The 17,255-nt window shown below is 69.2% G+C and carries 12 protein-coding genes; 7 read left to right on the top strand and 5 right to left on the bottom strand.

Annotation, left to right across the window (positions count from 1 at the left end; genetic code table 11):
• The first annotated feature begins 10 nt into the window (after positions 1-10).
• The 3 genes from EV643_RS21025 (at position 11) to EV643_RS21015 (ending at position 6,585) form a co-directional block, all read left to right on the top strand.
• Positions 11-1,345: an MFS transporter gene (locus tag EV643_RS21025; RefSeq protein ID WP_133801816.1), complete on the top strand. Its 1,335-nt coding sequence runs from the start codon at positions 11-13 to the stop codon at positions 1,343-1,345.
• Positions 1,342-4,011, top strand: coding sequence for a helix-turn-helix transcriptional regulator (locus tag EV643_RS21020; RefSeq protein ID WP_133801815.1), 2,670 nt, complete (start codon positions 1,342-1,344; stop codon positions 4,009-4,011). The genes EV643_RS21025 and EV643_RS21020 overlap by 4 nt, the downstream gene beginning before the upstream one ends.
• Positions 4,012-4,338: 327 nt before the next feature.
• The gene (locus EV643_RS21015; RefSeq protein WP_133801814.1) at positions 4,339-6,585 is read left to right on the top strand and encodes an outer membrane protein assembly factor BamB family protein; all 2,247 of its coding nucleotides are present in this window, start codon (positions 4,339-4,341) and stop codon (positions 6,583-6,585) included.
• 15 nt (positions 6,586-6,600) lie between these two features.
• Here the strand turns inward: EV643_RS21015 and EV643_RS46510 are convergent, their stop codons facing one another.
• Together EV643_RS46510 and EV643_RS21005 are read right to left on the bottom strand one after the other, a co-directional pair.
• A complete protein-coding gene (locus EV643_RS46510; RefSeq protein ID WP_202869671.1) occupies positions 6,601-7,200 on the bottom strand; it encodes a TetR/AcrR family transcriptional regulator in 600 nt (199 codons plus the stop codon).
• Positions 7,197-8,129, bottom strand: a complete 933-nt coding sequence (locus EV643_RS21005; protein ID WP_133801813.1) for a GTP-binding protein LepA — start codon at positions 8,127-8,129, stop codon at positions 7,197-7,199. The genes EV643_RS46510 and EV643_RS21005 overlap by 4 nt, the downstream gene beginning before the upstream one ends.
• Positions 8,130-8,297: 168 nt before the next feature.
• Here EV643_RS21005 and EV643_RS21000 point away from each other — a divergent pair, with 168 nt between their 5' ends.
• Positions 8,298-9,644 (top strand): FAD-binding oxidoreductase, encoded by a 1,347-nt coding sequence (locus EV643_RS21000; RefSeq protein WP_133801812.1) that lies wholly within the window; start codon positions 8,298-8,300, stop codon positions 9,642-9,644.
• 18 nt (positions 9,645-9,662) lie between these two features.
• Here EV643_RS21000 and EV643_RS20995 read toward each other — a convergent pair whose 3' ends face one another.
• Entirely contained in the window at positions 9,663-10,235 is a 573-nt protein-coding gene (locus EV643_RS20995; protein ID WP_133801811.1) for an NADPH-dependent F420 reductase, read from the bottom strand.
• Between the two features lie 96 nt (positions 10,236-10,331).
• Between EV643_RS20995 and EV643_RS20990 the strand changes: the two genes are divergently transcribed.
• Together EV643_RS20990 and EV643_RS20985 are read left to right on the top strand one after the other, a co-directional pair.
• On the top strand, positions 10,332-10,841 hold the full coding sequence (locus tag EV643_RS20990; protein ID WP_133801810.1) for a MarR family winged helix-turn-helix transcriptional regulator: 510 nt from the start codon (positions 10,332-10,334) through the stop codon (positions 10,839-10,841).
• 129 nt (positions 10,842-10,970) lie between these two features.
• Positions 10,971-13,190 (top strand): NADP-dependent isocitrate dehydrogenase, encoded by a 2,220-nt coding sequence (locus EV643_RS20985; RefSeq protein ID WP_133801809.1) that lies wholly within the window; start codon positions 10,971-10,973, stop codon positions 13,188-13,190.
• 39 nt (positions 13,191-13,229) lie between these two features.
• Here the strand turns inward: EV643_RS20985 and EV643_RS20980 are convergent, their stop codons facing one another.
• On the bottom strand, positions 13,230-13,457 hold the full coding sequence (locus tag EV643_RS20980; RefSeq protein WP_133801808.1) for a hypothetical protein: 228 nt from the start codon (positions 13,455-13,457) through the stop codon (positions 13,230-13,232).
• Between the two features lie 145 nt (positions 13,458-13,602).
• Here EV643_RS20980 and EV643_RS20975 point away from each other — a divergent pair, with 145 nt between their 5' ends.
• The gene (locus EV643_RS20975; RefSeq protein WP_133801807.1) at positions 13,603-14,442 is read left to right on the top strand and encodes an alpha/beta fold hydrolase; all 840 of its coding nucleotides are present in this window, start codon (positions 13,603-13,605) and stop codon (positions 14,440-14,442) included.
• Here EV643_RS20975 and EV643_RS20970 read toward each other — a convergent pair.
• Entirely contained in the window at positions 14,439-17,195 is a 2,757-nt protein-coding gene (locus EV643_RS20970) for a helix-turn-helix transcriptional regulator (protein WP_133801806.1), read from the bottom strand. The two genes, EV643_RS20975 and EV643_RS20970, sit on opposite strands and share 4 nt — an antisense overlap.
• Positions 17,196-17,255 lie beyond the last annotated feature (60 nt).

The raw sequence follows: 17,255 nt of genomic DNA, 5'->3' as shown, positions 1-17,255 counted from the left end.
GAGCCCCGCCATGTCCGCTGCCACCAATCACCGCCGGCACACCCTTCTCTGGGTTGTCGTGCTGAGCACGCTGGCCCTGACCTTCGACGGGTACGACCTCGTCGTCTACGGCACCGTCGTACCCACGCTGCTCCACGACCCGAGCCAGATCGGCCCGCTCACTCCCGCCCAGGCCGGTGCTCTGGGCAGCTACGCGCTCGTCGGCGTCCTCGTCGGCGCCCTGGCGGCCGGCGCGGTAGGCGACTGGATCGGCCGGCGCCGGGTGATGCTGGTGAACCTCGCCTGGTTCTCCCTCGGCATGGGTGCGACGGCACTGACGCACACTGTCCAGACCTTCGCCATCACCCGGTTCCTCACCGGAATCGGCGTCGGTGCGCTCGTTGCCACCGTGGGTGCGTTGGTCGCCGAGTTCGCACCTCCGGGCCGCCGTAACAGGCTCAATGCCGTCGTCTACAGCGGTGTCCCGGCCGGTGGCGTGCTGGCGTCGGTCATCGCTCTGCTCATGCCGGACAGCGCGGGCTGGCGGCCGCTGTTCTGGATCGGTTCGCTGCCGATCATCCTGCTCTTGCCGTTGGCAATCATCTTGTTGCCGGAGTCACCGAAGTGGCTGCAGGCTCGCGGCCGGACCCAAGCCGCGGAGGAACTTGCGGGACGTCTCGGCGTCACGTTGGCGGCGAGCACCACGCCGGCAAGCACTGGTCAGCAGGTGGGCTTCGGAGCACTGGTACGCCGTCCGTTGGCCGTGCCGACCCTCCTGCTCGGGGTGATGAGCTTCGGCGGGCTGCTGCTCACCTACGCCCTCAACACCTGGCTCCCACAGATCATGGAGAACAACGGCTACGGCAAGGATGACGCACTCACGTTCCTGCTGGCGCTGAACCTCGGCGCGATCATCGGCGGCCTGCTCGCATCCGGCATCGCCGACCGGGTCGGCGCCCGCACCGTCATCGCCTCGACCTTCGTCCTCGCGGCCCTCACCCTGGCCGCACTGCCACTCGCGTTCCCGTTCGCCCTGTTACTCCTGGCGGTCGCAGTGGCCGGTGTCGGCACGATCGGCACCCAGGTCCTCATCTACGGACTCGTCTCGAACTACTACCCGACCCGAGCCCGCGCCGCCGGTGTCGCCTGGTGCGCCGGATTCGGCCGGCTCGGCGGCATCGTCGGGCCGATCCTCGGCGGCATCCTGGTGGGCGCCGGCGTCGGTGGAACCACCGCCTTCTACCTGTTCAGCGGAGTCGCGCTGATCGGCGCCCTGGTGACCCGGCTGCTGCCCAGCGCCCCCGGTGAGGAGGTCGAGCCGATCGTCGAGGCAACCGCGGTCCGGGCCTCTACATTGGGTGGATGACCTCGTCCGTGCTCATCGGCCGCGACGCCGTACTCGCCGACCTGTCGGCGGTGGTGATCCGGTCCGGTGAGCACGGTCCGTCATCGGTGCTGCTGACCGGGCCGCGCTGGATCGGGCTGACCTCGGTCGTGGCACATTTCGCCGGCGAGTACGACGGCCCGGTTCGCCGTGCCCGCGCCGTACCTTGGGAAGCCGGCGCGCCGGGTGCTGTCCTGGCGCAACTGCTGCCAGGTGAGCTGCCCGGCGACGACCCCATTGCCACGGCGGCAGCTGTCGTCCAGGGGGTCGGTGGCGGCCAGCCGACCTTGTTTGTCGTTGACGACGCACACCACGCCGACCCGTTCTCGCTGCAGGTGTTGTCTTCCGCTGTACGACGTCATCGCGAGGCGTGCTTCGTCGTCGTACTGACTGCGCCGACAACCGAACCCGCGACGGACTCGGCGACGGCCGAGTTACTCGTGCGCGAGCCCGACAGGCGCATCGTGCTCGACCCGTTGACGCCTACGGACATCGCACAGCTCGCGGGCCTGCGCGGCATCAGCCTGCCTACCTGGCTCGCCGGCCGGCTGCACCTGCACACTCGGGGTCTGCCTGGCGCCGTCGCCGCGCTCTTGGACGAGCTGCCGCGGACCGCTTGGTCGGATACCGAACTGGTTCTGCCTGCGCCGACGGTGGTCGCGGCCCGGGTCGCACGCAGCCTCGGCGAGCTGACCGCAGCCGGACGGCGAGTCGCCGAAACCGTGGCCGTCCTGGAGTCGCCGCGGCCGATCGACCTGGTCGCCGGCCTGGCCGACGCGGACGACCCCTGGGCAGCCGTCGAGGAGGCCGAGCGGGTAGGGCTCGTGGCTCTGTCCGGGCCGCCAGGTGCGCGGTTGCTGGCTCCAGCCGATCCGATGGTCGCCGCGGCGACGCGTGCTGAGATCGGTAGCAACCGGACTGCCGAACTTCATCGGCGGGCAGCCGCCGCGGTCGCCGACGACGCTGCTCGGTTGCGTCATCTCGTCGCCGCGGCGGCCGCGCCTGACGCCGCTCTGGCCGACGAGCTGGCTTCGCTGGCCGAGGTTCGGTCGGCCCAGGGTGCCTGGGCCGAGGCGGCGTCACTGCTCACCGAGTCCAGCCGACTGACCGAGGATCGATTGCGCCGTGAGGCGCGGCTGACCCGAGCCGTCGACGCCCTGGTCGGCGCCGGGGACGGGCCGGGGGCGACGGCGCTGATCCCGGAGATCGAGAGCCTGCGTGAGACCCCGCTGCGCAATGCCGTGCTCGGCTACCTGGCCATCCTCCGCGGCCGTGGCGCCGAGGCCGAGGCCCGGTTGTCCCGGGCCTGGGAGCTGGCGAACGCCGAACGGACCCCCGATGTCGCTGCCCTGGTGGCTCAGCGCTACGTCCTGCACTCGCTGGCTCGTTGCCATTGGCAAGAGTTGGTTCGGTGGGCCGATCGGGCGCTCGCTCTGGTCGATCTGGAGGATCCGGCCGGTATCGAGGCGGCGGCGATCCGCGGTCTCGGACTGGTGGCGTGTGGCGAGCCCGCCGCCGCGCGGACGACGTACGCGGAACTCACCGAGCGGGTCCGGCAGGGCGCCCAGGTCCAGCGCGTCACCCTCGGCTCGGGCTGGTTGCATCTGGCCCTCGACGAGGTGGAGACCGCGCGGGCCGAGCTGGAGAGTGCCGTCCCGACCAGCGTCCGCGGCGGTTCCGCACGCATCTCCCTGTGGGCGCGAGCCTGGCTCAGCCGGACCCAGTTCCTGATCGGGGAATGGGACCGGTCGCTCGAGACCAGCGCCGCCGCGGAGCCCTTGCTGCAGCAGAGTGAGATCGTGCTGGCCGGACCGATCATGGCGTGGACAACCGTGCAGATTCACGCTCTGCGGGGCGAGTGGGACCTTGCCCGTGCCGCGCTGCTTCGAGCCGAGAGGTGGCCGCGGGATTACGAGCTGATGCGGATCCCGATCCACCTGGCGCACGCCGTACTGGCTGAGGCTCAGGCCGACGACCACGGGGTGATCCGGGCGCTTCAGCCACTGACCGCACCAGCCTTGCGGGAGGCCGCTGCCGAGCCCAGCCTGCTGCCGTGGATCGATCTCTACGCCACCGCCCTGATCCTGCTCGGCCGACACGAAGAGGCCGACATCCTGCTGACAGAGCACGAGAAACGCGCCGCAGCCGAGCACCACCGCTCCGCAATCGCGCGGCTTGCCCGCGCCCGGGGACGACTGCAGGCGGCAGTCGGTGATCAGGCAGGGGCGTGGTCATCGTTCGACACGGCGTTGTCAGCACTGGCCGGGCTGCCACTGCGTTTCGACCGGGCCCGGGTGGAGTTCGCCTACGGCCAGGCGCTTCGGCGGGCCGGGAAGCGGCGGGAAGCGACCGCCCTGCTCTCGTCGGCACGTGACGTCTTCGTGGCGTTGCGCGCCGAGGTCTATGTGGCCCGCTGCGACCGGGAACTGAAGGCCGGCGGTCTGGACAGAGCAGATCGGGGCGACGAGCAACTGACCGCGCAGGAGCAGGCCGTCACGGAGTTGGTCGCCCGCGGGCTGTCCAATCGCGAAGTCGCCGCCCAACTGTTCCTGTCCACCAAGACCGTGCAGTACCACCTCACCCGGATCTACGCGAAGCTCGGGATCCGGTCCCGAGCGGAATTGGCCGCCCTGCGGGGTCGGCAATGAATGTACGCAGCCGCGATCAATACATTCATCGCCGCGATCGATAGGCAGCGGAGATCAATTACTGAATTCAGTCGGGCGTGGCATTGTCGCGACGAAGTTTCGCCGGGGTCACGCCGTACCGGGCCCGGAAGGTCCGGGTGAAGTGCGCCTGGTCCCGGCGCGGAGATCCGGGCCGGCGGCGTCAGCGACGGACTGTCGCTTCGGCTCCCAGTCCAGCTGGGACGAGTTCACCTCCTGGCAATGGGTCACCTCCCGCGACCAGGCCCACGCCTTCCCGTTCTGACTCTTTCCCCGCAGTGACACGCATCTAGGCGAGAATGACTCTCCGTGAGCATTCGTGAGCGGTGGCACGATCTGATCCCGGACGCGGGCGAGCTGGTGGGCGATCTAGTCGACAGGTACACCGACAGGCGCCGGCGCGCGTACCGGGATCGCTACCTGGTGACCGCGCTGGACGCCGCCGACGACCTGATCCAGCTCGCCACCGACCCGGTCGCGGTCCAGCTCGCGGTCTGGTTCCACCGGGCGGCGCACAGCGACGGCGCCAGCCGTGCCGACGATGCCAAGGCGTCTGCCCGGCTCGCCGCTGAACTGCTCCCCCGGTACGGCGTCAGCGCCACCCGGGTCGCCGAGGTGGAACGTCTGATCCGGCTGACCGGCTCCCCGGACCAAACCCCTGCCGCCGAGGACGACCCGAACGGCGCGGTGGTGCACGACGCTGCGATGGCCGTCACCGCGTCCGCGCCGGCGGCGTACCAGACTCACGCGGCCGAGGTACGGCGTACCGCCAGGGACCGGGAGCGGTACGCCGAGCAGCGGCATCGGGAGATCGAGCAACTGCTGCGAACCGGGATCTTCCGCACCCCGCTCGCCCGGGACCTGATGGAGGCGGCAGCCCGCGCGAATCTCGAGCACGAGCGGGAGCTGACCGACGAGGTGATCCCGGCGCGCTGGCGCGGCTGGGAGATCGCGGCGCTGCGGGCGGTGGCGGTGTTCGGCGCGCTGGCCGCGACCTCTCTGACGGTCGTCGGCTCGTGGTCTCCGTGGAGCGAGCCCGCCAGTGACGGGGCACCGGGCGGAGTGACGGTCTTGCTCGGGCTGAGCGGTCTGGTGCTGACCGCCGTCCTCTACCAGCTGGGCCGGGAGTCCGACCGCAGAGCACGGATCGCCGCCGGTGGGATTGCGGCAACGGGCCTGATCGCGTTCGTGGTCTGCCTTGTGCGGATGCCGGAGGTGAACCCGGCGAACGGCATCGGGCTCCGGGTCCCACTGTTCCTCACAGCAGCCCCGCTGCTGATGCTGTCCGCCGGTGCAGCTGTGGCGGCCGGACTGCTGCGGGCCCGGACCCGGCGCCACGTCCCGGAGCGCAACCGCGGCCAGGTGCTGGCTTGGCTCGGAACCGCAGCGGTCGTCGTGCTGCTGTTGGTGTACGCCGCCGTGCCGCTGGCCCAGTCGTACGTCGTGAGTAATAACGAGCACCTGAGCGAATCGAGCACGCCTGGTCAGCCGGCACCGGCGTCGACCCTGGACGGCACGGTGCTGTGGAGCGTCGGCAACCGCAGCGCCGGGCCGTTCGCCGATGCCGTGGCCACCCGGCACGGAATCGCCGTCCCTGACCGGTCCGGCGGCGTACTGATGCTGGACGGGCAGACCGGCGAGCAGCGCTGGAACTACCGGCGCTCTGACGTTCTGGACGAGCGGCCGAAGCTGTTCGCGCTCGCCGGTGGTGCTGCGTTGCTGGTGCGCTGGGATGACGCCGGCGACCTGGTGCTGGACACCGCCACCGGCCGCCGGATCGCCACCTGGCCGCCGGGATCCCGCGACAAGCACCGCGATCTGGAGTCGGTCGACCCGCTGGTCACCGGCCAGTCGGTGAGCAAAGGCTCCGACAAGCTGCGTGGCACCGATCTGGACGGGCACACCCGGTGGACCTACGAGCCCGGCCGTTGCCTCAACATCAGCGCCGAGGCAGCCAACGAGGCAGTGGTCGCGTTCCTGGACTCCAGTTGCGGCGATTCCGACCGCCTGGTCGGTCTCGACCTGCGCACCGGCAAGGAGCTGTGGAGCCAGGACCGCCCGGACATGCCGCTCGGACCGATCGCCGCCGATGGCGTCGTCGTCGTGGTCGAAGGCCCGGAGAGTGCTCTCCCCGACCTGGGCGAACTCCGGGCGATCGACCCCAGGTCAGGCAACGATGTATGGCGCACGCCGGCGCCGTCCGGCGACTGCATCCGACCCGTCCCCGCCGGCGGCCTGCTCATCCTCGCCTGTGAGACCGGCAACCTGACCCGGTTCGTCGCCGTGGAGGCGGCCACCGGCCGAACGGCCTGGCAACACCAGACCCCCGAAGTCGAAGGCAACCGGTACGCGGTGTCCGCCTCCAGCCGTGTGGTGATCGGCACGAACGACACCGGCAAGGGCTGCAAGGTGCTGAGTGTGGACCGCACCGGTGCCCAAACCGTCGACGTCCGCGCCCCCGAGATCACCGCCGACAACTACTGCCGGAGCATTGTCTATGCCCTAGGCGACCTGATCATGATCGAAACCGACGAAGGCGCCATCGCCCTGCGCTGATCAAGCCCGGACAACTCAGAACGAGCTGCCTTCTGTCCTGGGTCTTGGGGTGGTGAGGGACTCTGCGACGAGGTCGATCATCGGCGCGTGGCGTTTCGCCGCGGTGGCGGCCTGGCCGAGGGCGACGATGTCGAGGAACACCCGGCTGACGACGAGTTCCGCCGCGGTCTGCACCTGCTCCCGGTCCACGACGATGTCGTCGGCGCCGCTCAGCACGTCGGCGACCGTCGTGGTCGCCTCGGCGAACAGCTCCGCGCCCCGGGCGGCGATCTCGGGCCGTGCCTGCGCCTCACGGAAGATGATGATCCGGGCCGCGCGGTCGCGTTCCAGTTCCTCGGCCATCACGGCGACGACGGCACGCAGCCTCCGGCGTACCGTGCGGCCCTGCGTCGCCGACCGGATCACCTGACTGGGCGTCGGCCGCTCGTGCACGATCGCGAGCAGCAGATCCAGTTTGGTGGCGAAGTGGTAGAACACCAGGCCGGAAGGGACGCCGGCCTCGTGAGCGATCCGTGCCGTCGACGTCCCGTCGTACCCGCGCTCGGCGAACAGCCGCTCGGCGGTCTCGATGATGACCTCACGCTTGCTGTGGCGCGCTACGGCGTGCGCGGTCATGATCCGCTCCGTTTAGCGGCAGGCCGGCTGTCCCCCTTCAGGTCCGCGGCTGCCTCGGCGGCGCGCCGGAGTGCCTTGAAGACGTAGTCCGGCACGCGCAGACCGCGCCGGTGCGACCACAGCAGCTCGTGCTCGACCCGTCCGACCTGGGTGGCGTAGTGCCGCAGATCCGCAGGGTCGCCGGAGCTCATGTCCAGCGCGCTCATGACGTCACCGAACTCCGCCCGCTGCTTGTTGTTGTAGACGCCGACGGGCTCGAACGTCCGCCTCCGCAACGCGCGAACGAGGCCCCGCTGCCAGGAACCCAACTGCGTCCAGAGCCCGCGAGCGGCCATCTGGTAATAGGCGAAGTGACCCGGCTCCTGCCGTTTGATCGGCGCGACCACGGTGGCGGCGATGGCCCGCTCGCCCAGCTCGACCAAGCCGGCGTGCAGCTTGTTGTAGGCAAGCACCGCCGACCGCTCGGTGGCCAGCCCGGTCAGGTAGTAGAGCATCCGGCTCACGTCCTGTACGCCGCGCGCCCGGCCGAGAGCCCCGAGCAACTTGAGCTTGAGGGACACGTCGGTCAGATCGGGCTCGGAGGCTTCGATACCGGCCAGCCCCTGAAGCTTGTCGAGGATCAGCCCGTGATGCGTCTCCTGCGGCATCCACACGTCGGCGTAGAAATGCCGATCGACGTCCGGCGGATCGGGCAGCAGGACGTTGAGCTCGAGCACGTTCCGCTCCACCTCGAGCTCGACCCGCGCCATGAACGACAGCACCGGTCCGAACCGCTCGGCGATCAGCTTCGGCCGGACCATCGTGTAGTCCACACTGCCCAAGGGGATCGGCGGATGCTCCTCCCCCAGCCGATCGACATGGTCGGCCAGCTTCGAATCCTCCCGCCGGCGGCCACCCCGGCGAGAACCAGTCACACCTGTCAGCGCCATTTGCGGCACCTCACCCCATTGAAAGTGATACCCGGTAGTCCCATTTCGAGAGTAACAAACTAACTGACTGATCAGTCAGTCAGACCCTGTGACCTCGACGACAGCAGACCTTTGTACTTCGGTTGAATCCCCTGCCCGGATGGCCTCGACGGCGTTAGGTTGATCGATATGGGAGCTTTCACCGGGCCCGTGTTCAGACCGGGCGACGACGGTTACGACGCCGAGCGAGCGGTTTTCAACCTCACCATCGACCACCATCCGGAGCTGATCGTCGGGGCGACCGGTCCTGACGACGTGATCGCGGCCGTCGACTACGCCTCGGCACGAGGGCTCGCGGTCGCCGTACTGACCACCGGCCATGGGGCGGCGGTGCCCGCCGACGGCCAGGTGCTGATCAACACCCGCCGGATGAGCGACGTCCAGGTCGATCCAGCGACGAGGACCGCCCGAGTCGGCGGTGGAGTGCGATGGCATCAGGTGTTGCCGCAAGCAGCGTCGCACGGTCTGGCGCCGCTCATGGGGAACAGCCCGGACGTCGGCGTCGTCGGCTACACACTCGGCGGTGGCATCGGACCGCTCGGCCGTTCCTACGGATTCGCCGCCGACCGAGTCCGCAGCGTCGACATCGTCACCGCCGACGGACAACTGCGCCATGTCACGGCTGACGACGAGCCGGAGCTGTTCTGGGCTCTGCGGGGCGGCAGGGGCAATTTCGGTGTCGTCGTAGGGCTCGAGTTCGAGTTGGTGCCGGTATCCCGGCTGTACGGCGGTGGGCTGTTCTTCCCCGCCGAGGCGACTGCCGACGTACTGCGCACCTACAGCCGGTGGACGACGACGCTGCCGGAGGAGATGACGGCCAGCGTCCTGCTGGTCCAGTTCCCGCCGATTCCGGAGGTCCCCGAACTGTTCCGCGGGAAGTACATCGCCAACGTGCGGATCGCCTACACCGGCACTGTCGAAGACGGCGAGCGGCTGGTCCAGCCACTGCGCGACATCGGGACGCCGATCCTGGACACGCTGGGCGAACTCCCGTACGCCGAGGTCGGGTCGATCTACAACGATCCCACCGACCCGGCGCCGGCGTACGACTCCAACGTCGCGCTGCACACCGTCGACGAGGGCGCGGTCGACACGATCCTGTCGCTGGCCGGGCCCGACGCCGGCTCGCCGCTGATCGTCGAACTGCGCCATCTCGGCGGCGCCTACACCCGGCCACCGGCGATCCCCAGCGCGGTCGGCGGCCGGGACGCCGAGCACGTGCTGTTCGCCGTCAGCATCCTCCAACCCGGCGAGGAGGACACCGTACGCCGAGCGCACGACCGGCTTCGCGAGGAGCTGCGCCCCTGGTCCACCGGCGGCACGATCCACAACCTCTCCGGCCTCAGCGCCGTCGGCCCCGACCGGGTCAAGCTCGCCTTCACCCCCGCCGACTACACCCGCCTCACCAAAGCCAAGGCGAAGTACGACCCGGACAACATGTTCCGGATCAACCTCAACATCCCGCCGGCCACCTGATCCGGCCCGAACAGCTGGTCAGACGAGGGCGAAGCCGCCGGTCCAGGTGATCTTCTCGCCGACCGCGAGGGTGAGCTGAAGGAAGCCGAGAGCCTCGAGTTCGCGGGCCCGGCTCAGGGCGCCTGCATCGAAGGTGCGCAGCCCACCCGCGGAGACGACACCCGCCAGCAACGCCTTCGCGTCGGCGTCGTCACCGGCGATCGCCACGGTCGTCGGAGCGTCGCCGACCGTACCGGAGGCCACGGTGGCGGCGAAGGTGGTGTTGAAGGCCTTCAGAACCCGTGATTCGGGCAGCGCCGCCGCGATCTCGGCGGTCGCCGAACCGTCCGCGGGGACGACGAGGGAGTCGAAGGTCTCGAAGTTCAGCGGGTTCGTGATGTCGACGACGACCTTGCCGGCGAGCTGGTCACCGCGCTCGGCGATGACCTGCGCCACGGCCGGGTACGGAACCGCGAGGACGACGATCTCACCGGTGAGCTGCTGAGCCTTGTCGGCCGAGCCGAACAGCTCGACCGTGTTGCCGCCCTTGGAGACGACGCTCGCGATCGCCTGTCCCATGTTACCGGTGCCGATGATGCTGACGTGTGCCATGACCACTCCTGGATGAATGTTGAATAGTTGTTGCTACAACCATCACCATAGCGCAAGAAAGTTGTCGCTACAACCATTGGCTGCCAGAATGGTCCCGTGACGACACGATGGCTCGACGACACAGAACTCGCGACATGGGTGCGGCTGGCCGCCGTACTCGAACTCCTGCCCGGCGTCCTCGACTCACAACTGCGGCGGGACTCCGAACTGACGCATTTCGAGTACTACGTCCTGGCCATGCTGTCGGAAGCGCCGAAACACACCTTGCGGATGACGTCCCTGGCGCAGCAGACGAACGCCACTCTCCCCCGGCTCTCCCACGTCGTCAGGAGACTCGAGGACCGGGGCTTGGTCGAGCGTTTTCCCTGCCCGGAAGACGCCCGCGCCACCAACGCCAGACTGACCGCCAAGGGCTGGGAGAAGGTGCGCGAAACCGCACCTGGCCACGTCGCCACGGTCCGACAGCACGTCATCGATGCCCTGACACCCGAGCAGATCACTCAGCTCAGCGCGATCGCCGAATCGATCCTGAGCACCCTCGATCCCGACGGCAACCTGACGGCCCTCTACCACCGCTACGACACGACACCGCGGCCCGATCGCTGACGGCACACGCCTGGTTGGTGAGCATCGCCACTCCCCCGTCGGCACGGTCGGTCGGCCAATTAGGGTGGGGGTGCGTCCACGGCGTGGGCCCGGGAGCGATTCGACGGAGTAGAGGAAGCGGAGTACGCGGTGACTGAGTCAAACATCATCTACACGCACACGGACGAGGCTCCGGCCCTGGCCACCTACTCGTTCCTGCCGGTGGTCCAGGCGTACGCCGCGCAGGCCGGGGTGGGCGTGGAGACCCGGGACATCTCGCTGGCCGGGCGGATCATCGCCGTCTTCGGGGACCACCTCACCGAGGACCAGCGGATCCCGGACGCGCTCGCCGAGCTCGGGGAGCTGGCCAAGACGCCGGCCGCGAACATCATCAAGCTGCCGAACGTCTCCGCCTCGATCCCGCAGCTCAAGACCGCGATCGCAGAGCTGCAGAGCCAGGGGTACGCGCTGCCGGAGTACCCGGACGAGCCGAAGACCGACGCCGAGCAGGAGATCCGCGCCCGGTACGACAAGATCAAGGGCTCGGCCGTGAACCCGGTCCTGCGCGAGGGCAACTCCGACCGCCGCGCGCCCGCCTCGGTGAAGAACTACGCCAAGACCCACCCGCACCGGATGGGCGCCTGGACGCCTGAGTCGAAGACCAACGTCGCGACGATGGGCGAGAACGACTTCCGCTCCACCGAGAAATCGGCCGTGATCAAGGCCGACGACACGCTCCGGATCGAGCTCGTCGGCGCGGAGGGCGAGACCACCGTGCTCCGCGAGTCGATCCCGGTACTGGCCGGCGAGGTCGTCGACGCCTCGGTGATGCACGTCGCCGCGCTGCGCGAGTTCCTCATCGCTCAGGTGGCCCGGGCGAAGGCTGACGACGTACTGTTCTCGGTCCACCTGAAGGCCACCATGATGAAGGTGTCCGACCCGATCGTGTTCGGGCATGTGGTCCGCGTCTTCTTCCCGAAGACCTTCGCGCAGTACGGCGAAACGCTCGCCGCTGCTGGCCTGACTCCGAACGACGGGCTCGGCGGGATCCTCGCCGGGCTCGCCGCGTTGCCGGACGGCGATGCGATCAAGGCGTCCTTCGACGCGGAACTGGCCGACGGCCCGGCGCTGGCGATGGTGGACTCCGACAAGGGCATCACCAACCTGCACGTGCCGTCCGACGTGATCGTCGACGCCTCGATGCCGGCGATGATCCGGACCTCCGGGCACATGTGGGGCGCGGACGGCCAGGAGCACGACACCCTCGCGGTGCTGCCGGACAGCAGCTACGCCGGGATCTACCAGGTCGTTCTCGACGACTGCCGGGCGAACGGCGCGTTCGACCCCGCGACGATGGGCTCGGTCCCGAACGTCGGCCTGATGGCGCAGAAGGCCGAGGAGTACGGCAGCCACGACAAGACGTTCGAGATCGGCACCGCCGGTACGGTCCGCCTGGTCGACGCGGCCGGCACGGTCGTACTGGAGCAGAAGGTCGCGGCAGGCGACATCTTCCGCGCCTGCCAGACCAAGGACGCCCCGATCCGGGACTGGGTCAAGCTGGCCGTGACCCGGGCCCGGGCCACCGGCGACCCGGCGGTGTTCTGGCTGGACGAGACCCGCGCCCACGACGCGAACCTGATCGCGAAGGTCAAGGAGTACCTGACCGAGCACGACACCGACGGCCTGGAGATCAAGATCCTGGCGCCGGTGGACGCGATCAAGTTCTCGCTGGAGCGGATCCGGCGCGGTGAGAACACCATCTCGGTCACCGGCAACGTACTGCGTGACTACCTGACCGACCTGTTCCCGATCCTTGAGCTGGGCACCAGCGCGAAGATGCTGTCGGTCGTCCCGCTGATGGCCGGTGGCGGCCTGTTCGAGACCGGGGCCGGCGGCTCGGCGCCGAAGCACGTCCAGCAGTTGGTGAAGGAGAACTACCTGCGCTGGGACAGCCTCGGCGAGTTCTTCGCCCTGGCCGCCAGCTTCGAGCACCTGGCCCAGACCGCCGGCAACGCCCGCGCCCAGATCCTCGCGGACACCCTGGACCGCGCGACCGCGACGTTCCTCAACGAGGACAAGTCCCCCACCCGCCGCGTCGGTGGCATCGACAACCGCGGCAGCCACTTCTACCTGTCCCTGTACTGGGCGCAGGAGCTGGCCAAGCAGACCGACGACGCCAACCTCGCCAAGGCCTTCACCCCCCTCGCCGAGACCCTCGCCACCAACGAGCAGACCATCGTCGACGAACTCCTCGCCGTCCAGGGCACCCCAGTCGACCTAGGCGGCTACTACCAGCCCAACCCCACCAAGGCCGCGTCCGTGATGCGCCCGTCAAAGACCTGGAACGACGCTCTATCTATCCTGAGCTGACCCCCCACCCGCGAAGGCGCCCGGTGACCACCTAACCGGTCACCGGGCGCCTTGCGGTCCGTCTCCTAAAGTCAGTACTTCGGTGTGTTCAGCGCGGCTGTGGATCGTCGTGCCGAGAACTGCCGCCGCAGCAATCACCAGCAAAGCAGCGACCAGTACGCCGAGGAGCAACGCGGACTCGAGCCGGTCCACCCTTCGACGCAACGGATTGCGCCCGAACCCAAGACGCCGGAGCTGCATCAACACCGACAACTGGATGGTGCTCATCACGACCTCCTCGGTCGATGGCGGATTGCAAGCAAAGACAGGACAGGCACGTGGTTTGTGAGCCGCTTGCCTTCTGGGCCTGTCACACCACGGGCTGGTGTCCGGTCTTACACAGGAGTCACCCATCCCATGGAGAGGACCCCTCATGACCAGTCCCCTGAGTTCCGCAGTCACCCACGCCCGAAGACGACCCGCCGGCGCGGCGATCCTCCTGGCCGCAGTCGCCATCCTGCTGGTGAGCCTCAACCCGGCGCAGAGCGTCGCCCAGTCGCGTACGGCGAAGCCCACCGTCGTGCTCGTGCACGGAGCCTGGGCGGACGCTTCGAGCTGGAGTGGAGTCGTTACCAGGCTCCAGGACGACGGATACAAGGTCATTGCGGCCGCCAACCCCCTACGATCGCTGTCCGGCGACGCCGCGTACGTGAAAGCCCTGCTGGAAACGCTGGCGGGCCCGATCGTCCTCGTTGGCCACTCGTACGGCGGGGCCGTGATCACCAACGCAGCCACGGGAAACCCGAACATCAAAGCACTCGTCTACGTCAACGCCTTCGCACCCGACGCCGGCGAGACCCCGACCGAGCTCGCGGGGCCGGACTCCGCGCTATCGGCGGACCCGACGACCGTGTTCGACTTCGTACCCGCGACCCTTCCGCCCACCGCGGCGACCGACCTGTACCTGAAGAGGTCGACCGTCTTCGCATCGTTCGCGACCGGGCTGAGCGCCGACGACAAGGCACTCGTCGCCGCAACCCAGCGACCGGCCACGATCGGCGCACTCAACGAGCCGTCCGGAACGCCAGCCTGGCGGACGATCCCGTCCTGGAACCTCATCGGCACCGAGGACCGGATCATCCCGGCCAGTGTCCAACGGACCATGGCCAAACGTGCCGGCTCCACCACCACCGAGTACGACGAAGGCCACGTCGGCCTGATGACGGACCCCGGCACCGTCACCCGAGTCATCGAACGAGCCGCGCGACACTAGGCCGAGGTCACGGCGCCTTGGGACAGCATGGTGCCGATCTGCCTGCGGGACGCGATGCCGAGCTTCGAGAACACCTTGCGGAGGTGCCATTCGACCGTGTGAGGGCTGATGAACAGGCGGGCGCCGATCTCGGGGTTCGTGAGCCCATCGGCGGCGAGTCGAGCGATCTGCGTTTCCTGGGGAGTGAGGGCGTCGTACGTTGCGACGGTGCGTTTGCGCACCGTCGCTCCCGCGGCCCGCAGTTCGCGACGCGCGCGTTCCGCGAACGCCGCCGCACCGATCTGGCTCAGCACCTCCTGGGCGACGCCGAGTTGAGCACGAGCGTCGACGCGGCGGTTCTCGCGGCGCAGCCACTCGCCGTAGCAGAGCCGGACGCGTGCCAGCTCCATCCGGACCTCGGTGTCGCCGAGCCGCTCGATCGCCTCACGGTACAAGTCGTCGGCTGCCTGCCCTTCGCTGACCAGAGCTCGCGTGAAGGCCTCGTTGCCGAGCGCCCAGTCGGTGCGGGTCGCCTGCGCCATGTCGCTGATTCTCTGGACCGCCTCGGCCGCGTCCGCCGGCCGGCCGAGTCGTGCTGATGCCTCGACGAGCTCAACCATCGACGGGATCGTGTGGCCGAGCTCCTCCGGGTTCTCGCAGCCGCGCTTGGCGGCCACGCAGGCCTCCTCGTACCGGCCAAGGCCGTTGTAGAGCACCGCCGCCGCCCATTGAGTGTCGGCCAGCACCTTCGGCTGCTCGCCGAGGAGAGTGTTCTGGATGATGCCTTCGATCGCCTGGCGCGTCGCGGATTCCCGGCCCTTCCATGGCTCGAGGAACACACCTCCGTAGTGCGCCCAGATACTGTTGCCAGTCGCCTCGCCGATCGCCACTCCCTCCCCGACAAGGGAGTCCGCGCCGGCGAGGTCACCGGCACGGACCCGATTTCCCACCCGGTGAAGGAGTGCCGTCGGCAGCACGGACAAGTCTCCCGTTTCGCGAGACAGGTCGACCAGCCGCGCTGAGAGCACGGACCAGCTTTCGAAGTCCCAGGTGTCCTGCGCCACCCCACACGCGAGCAGGAGCCAGCCGAGCTCCTCGTCCCGCGAGATCCCACCGTTCCGGAAGCCGGTCAACGCCTGCAGAACCATCGGCGCCCCGGCGGCATAACCCTGTGCGATGATCCGTGCCATCCCCTCCAGCAGCAGAAGGTCGTGCGTTGGCTCGGCCGGCTTCGGCGCGGCAAGGACGGCCTCGGCCACTTCGCTCGGTACTCGGCCGGCGGTGAGAGCGGCGAAGATCGCATCCCGGAGGGTCGCGGTCGCGAGTCGCGAGTCGAGCGGCTCGAGCCGGTTGGCCGCTTCGAGCAGCAGCGGCAAACCGACGCTCGCGCCCCTGGTCAGAAACGTGATCTGACCACGCAGCAACGTCAATTTCGCGGTAGCGAGTTCGTCGAGAGGGCTCAGTTCCGCGGTGCGCGCCAGCGCGAACGCGGCGTCGAACGCGCCGGCCTGATGTTTGGCCTGCGCCGCGGCCAAGGTTCTGGCTCCGCGGCCTGCGGCGTCGGGCGTCAGCTCGGCAGCACGCTCGAGAAAGGCCGCCGCGGCGGCGACCCCGCCGCGCGCCTGTGCCCGGTCCGCCGAGCGCTCCAGCTCGGCAGCCACCGTCTCGTCCGGCCCCGCCGCCGCGCGGGCCAGGTGCCACGCCCGACGATCGGGGTCGAGTTGAGCATCAGTCGCGTCCGCCAGCGCCCGGTGTACCTTGCGACGGTCGTCAGGCCCCGCCGCGCGATAGGCCGCCGAGCGCACGAGAGGGTGCCGGAAGAGTACGCGCGTGCCGAGGGTGATCAGCCCGGACGTTTCGGCGTACGACGCGGCCGCGTCCACGGCGATCCCCAGCTGCGCGGCCGCACGCCACAACAAGGGCACATCGCCGACCGGTTCGGCGGCGGCAGTCAACAGCAGGCGCTGCGTCTCGGCGGGGAGCGACTGGACGCGGCGCAGGAAGCCCTCCTCGACCTGGCTCGACAAGGGGCGCGCGTCGGGTCGCGCGAACCCGCCGGCCAGCTCGGCTGCTGTCAGCCCGCGGGGTAGTTCCAGCAGGGCCAGCGGGTTGCCGCCCGTCTCAGCGACGATGCGGTCGCGCACCCGCTCGTCCAGCCGACCGGCGACGACGGAGTCGAGGAGCGTTCGCGAGTCGGTGTCAGTCAGGCCAGTGACCTGGAGCTCGGGGAGGCCGGCGAGAGTCTCGCCAGGGCTGCGCTCACGGACGGCGAAGACGAGCAGAATCGACTCGGCGAGCAGTCGGCGGGCGACGAACTCCAAGGTTTGTGCCGACACGTGATCGAGCCACTGCGCGTCGTCGATGAGGCAGACCAGTGGCTGATTCCCGCCGACGTCCGCGAGCAGGCTCAGCGCGGCCAGGCCCACCAGGAACCGACTCGGCGGATCGCCGTCACGAAGACCGAGAGTCGTGGAGAGTGCGTCGCGCTGAGGCCCGGGGAGATTCTCGAGGCCGGCGAGCAATGGGGTGCAGAGCTGGTGCAGGCCGGCGTATGAGAGCTCCATCTCGGACTGCACGCCGGCAGCCCTCACGATGCGGCATCCGGTGGAATGCTCGAGGAGATAGTTCAACAGCTCGGTCTTGCCGATCCCTGACTCGCCGCGCAGGATCAGGGCCGCGCTACGCCCGGCCCTGATGCCCGCCAACAGGTCGTCGAGGGCCTGGCACTCGTTTTGCCGCCCGAGAAGTCCAGCTCTTGAAACGCTCCCTGTCACGGCGGCCTCCCGCCGGTGACGATACTACGGCGGGCGTGAGCAGGGCAGCAGCGCACGTCC

Source organism: Kribbella caucasensis (assembly GCF_004361855.1).
Taxonomy (GTDB): domain Bacteria; phylum Actinomycetota; class Actinomycetes; order Propionibacteriales; family Kribbellaceae; genus Kribbella; species Kribbella caucasensis.
This window is presented reverse-complemented; position numbering and strand designations above follow the sequence as displayed.

Coding starts and splice junctions, on each gene's coding strand:
- EV643_RS21005 (WP_133801813.1), bottom strand. CDS start 8,129: ATGGCGCTGACAGGTGTGACTGGTTCTCGCCGGGGTGGCCGCCGGCGG.
- EV643_RS21025 (WP_133801816.1), top strand. CDS start 11: ATGTCCGCTGCCACCAATCACCGCCGGCACACCCTTCTCTGGGTTGTC.
- EV643_RS21000 (WP_133801812.1), top strand. CDS start 8,298: ATGGGAGCTTTCACCGGGCCCGTGTTCAGACCGGGCGACGACGGTTAC.
- EV643_RS21020 (WP_133801815.1), top strand. CDS start 1,342: ATGACCTCGTCCGTGCTCATCGGCCGCGACGCCGTACTCGCCGACCTG.
- EV643_RS20995 (WP_133801811.1), bottom strand. CDS start 10,235: ATGGCACACGTCAGCATCATCGGCACCGGTAACATGGGACAGGCGATC.
- EV643_RS20980 (WP_133801808.1), bottom strand. CDS start 13,457: ATGAGCACCATCCAGTTGTCGGTGTTGATGCAGCTCCGGCGTCTTGGG.
- EV643_RS46510 (WP_202869671.1), bottom strand. CDS start 7,200: ATGACCGCGCACGCCGTAGCGCGCCACAGCAAGCGTGAGGTCATCATC.
- EV643_RS20975 (WP_133801807.1), top strand. CDS start 13,603: ATGACCAGTCCCCTGAGTTCCGCAGTCACCCACGCCCGAAGACGACCC.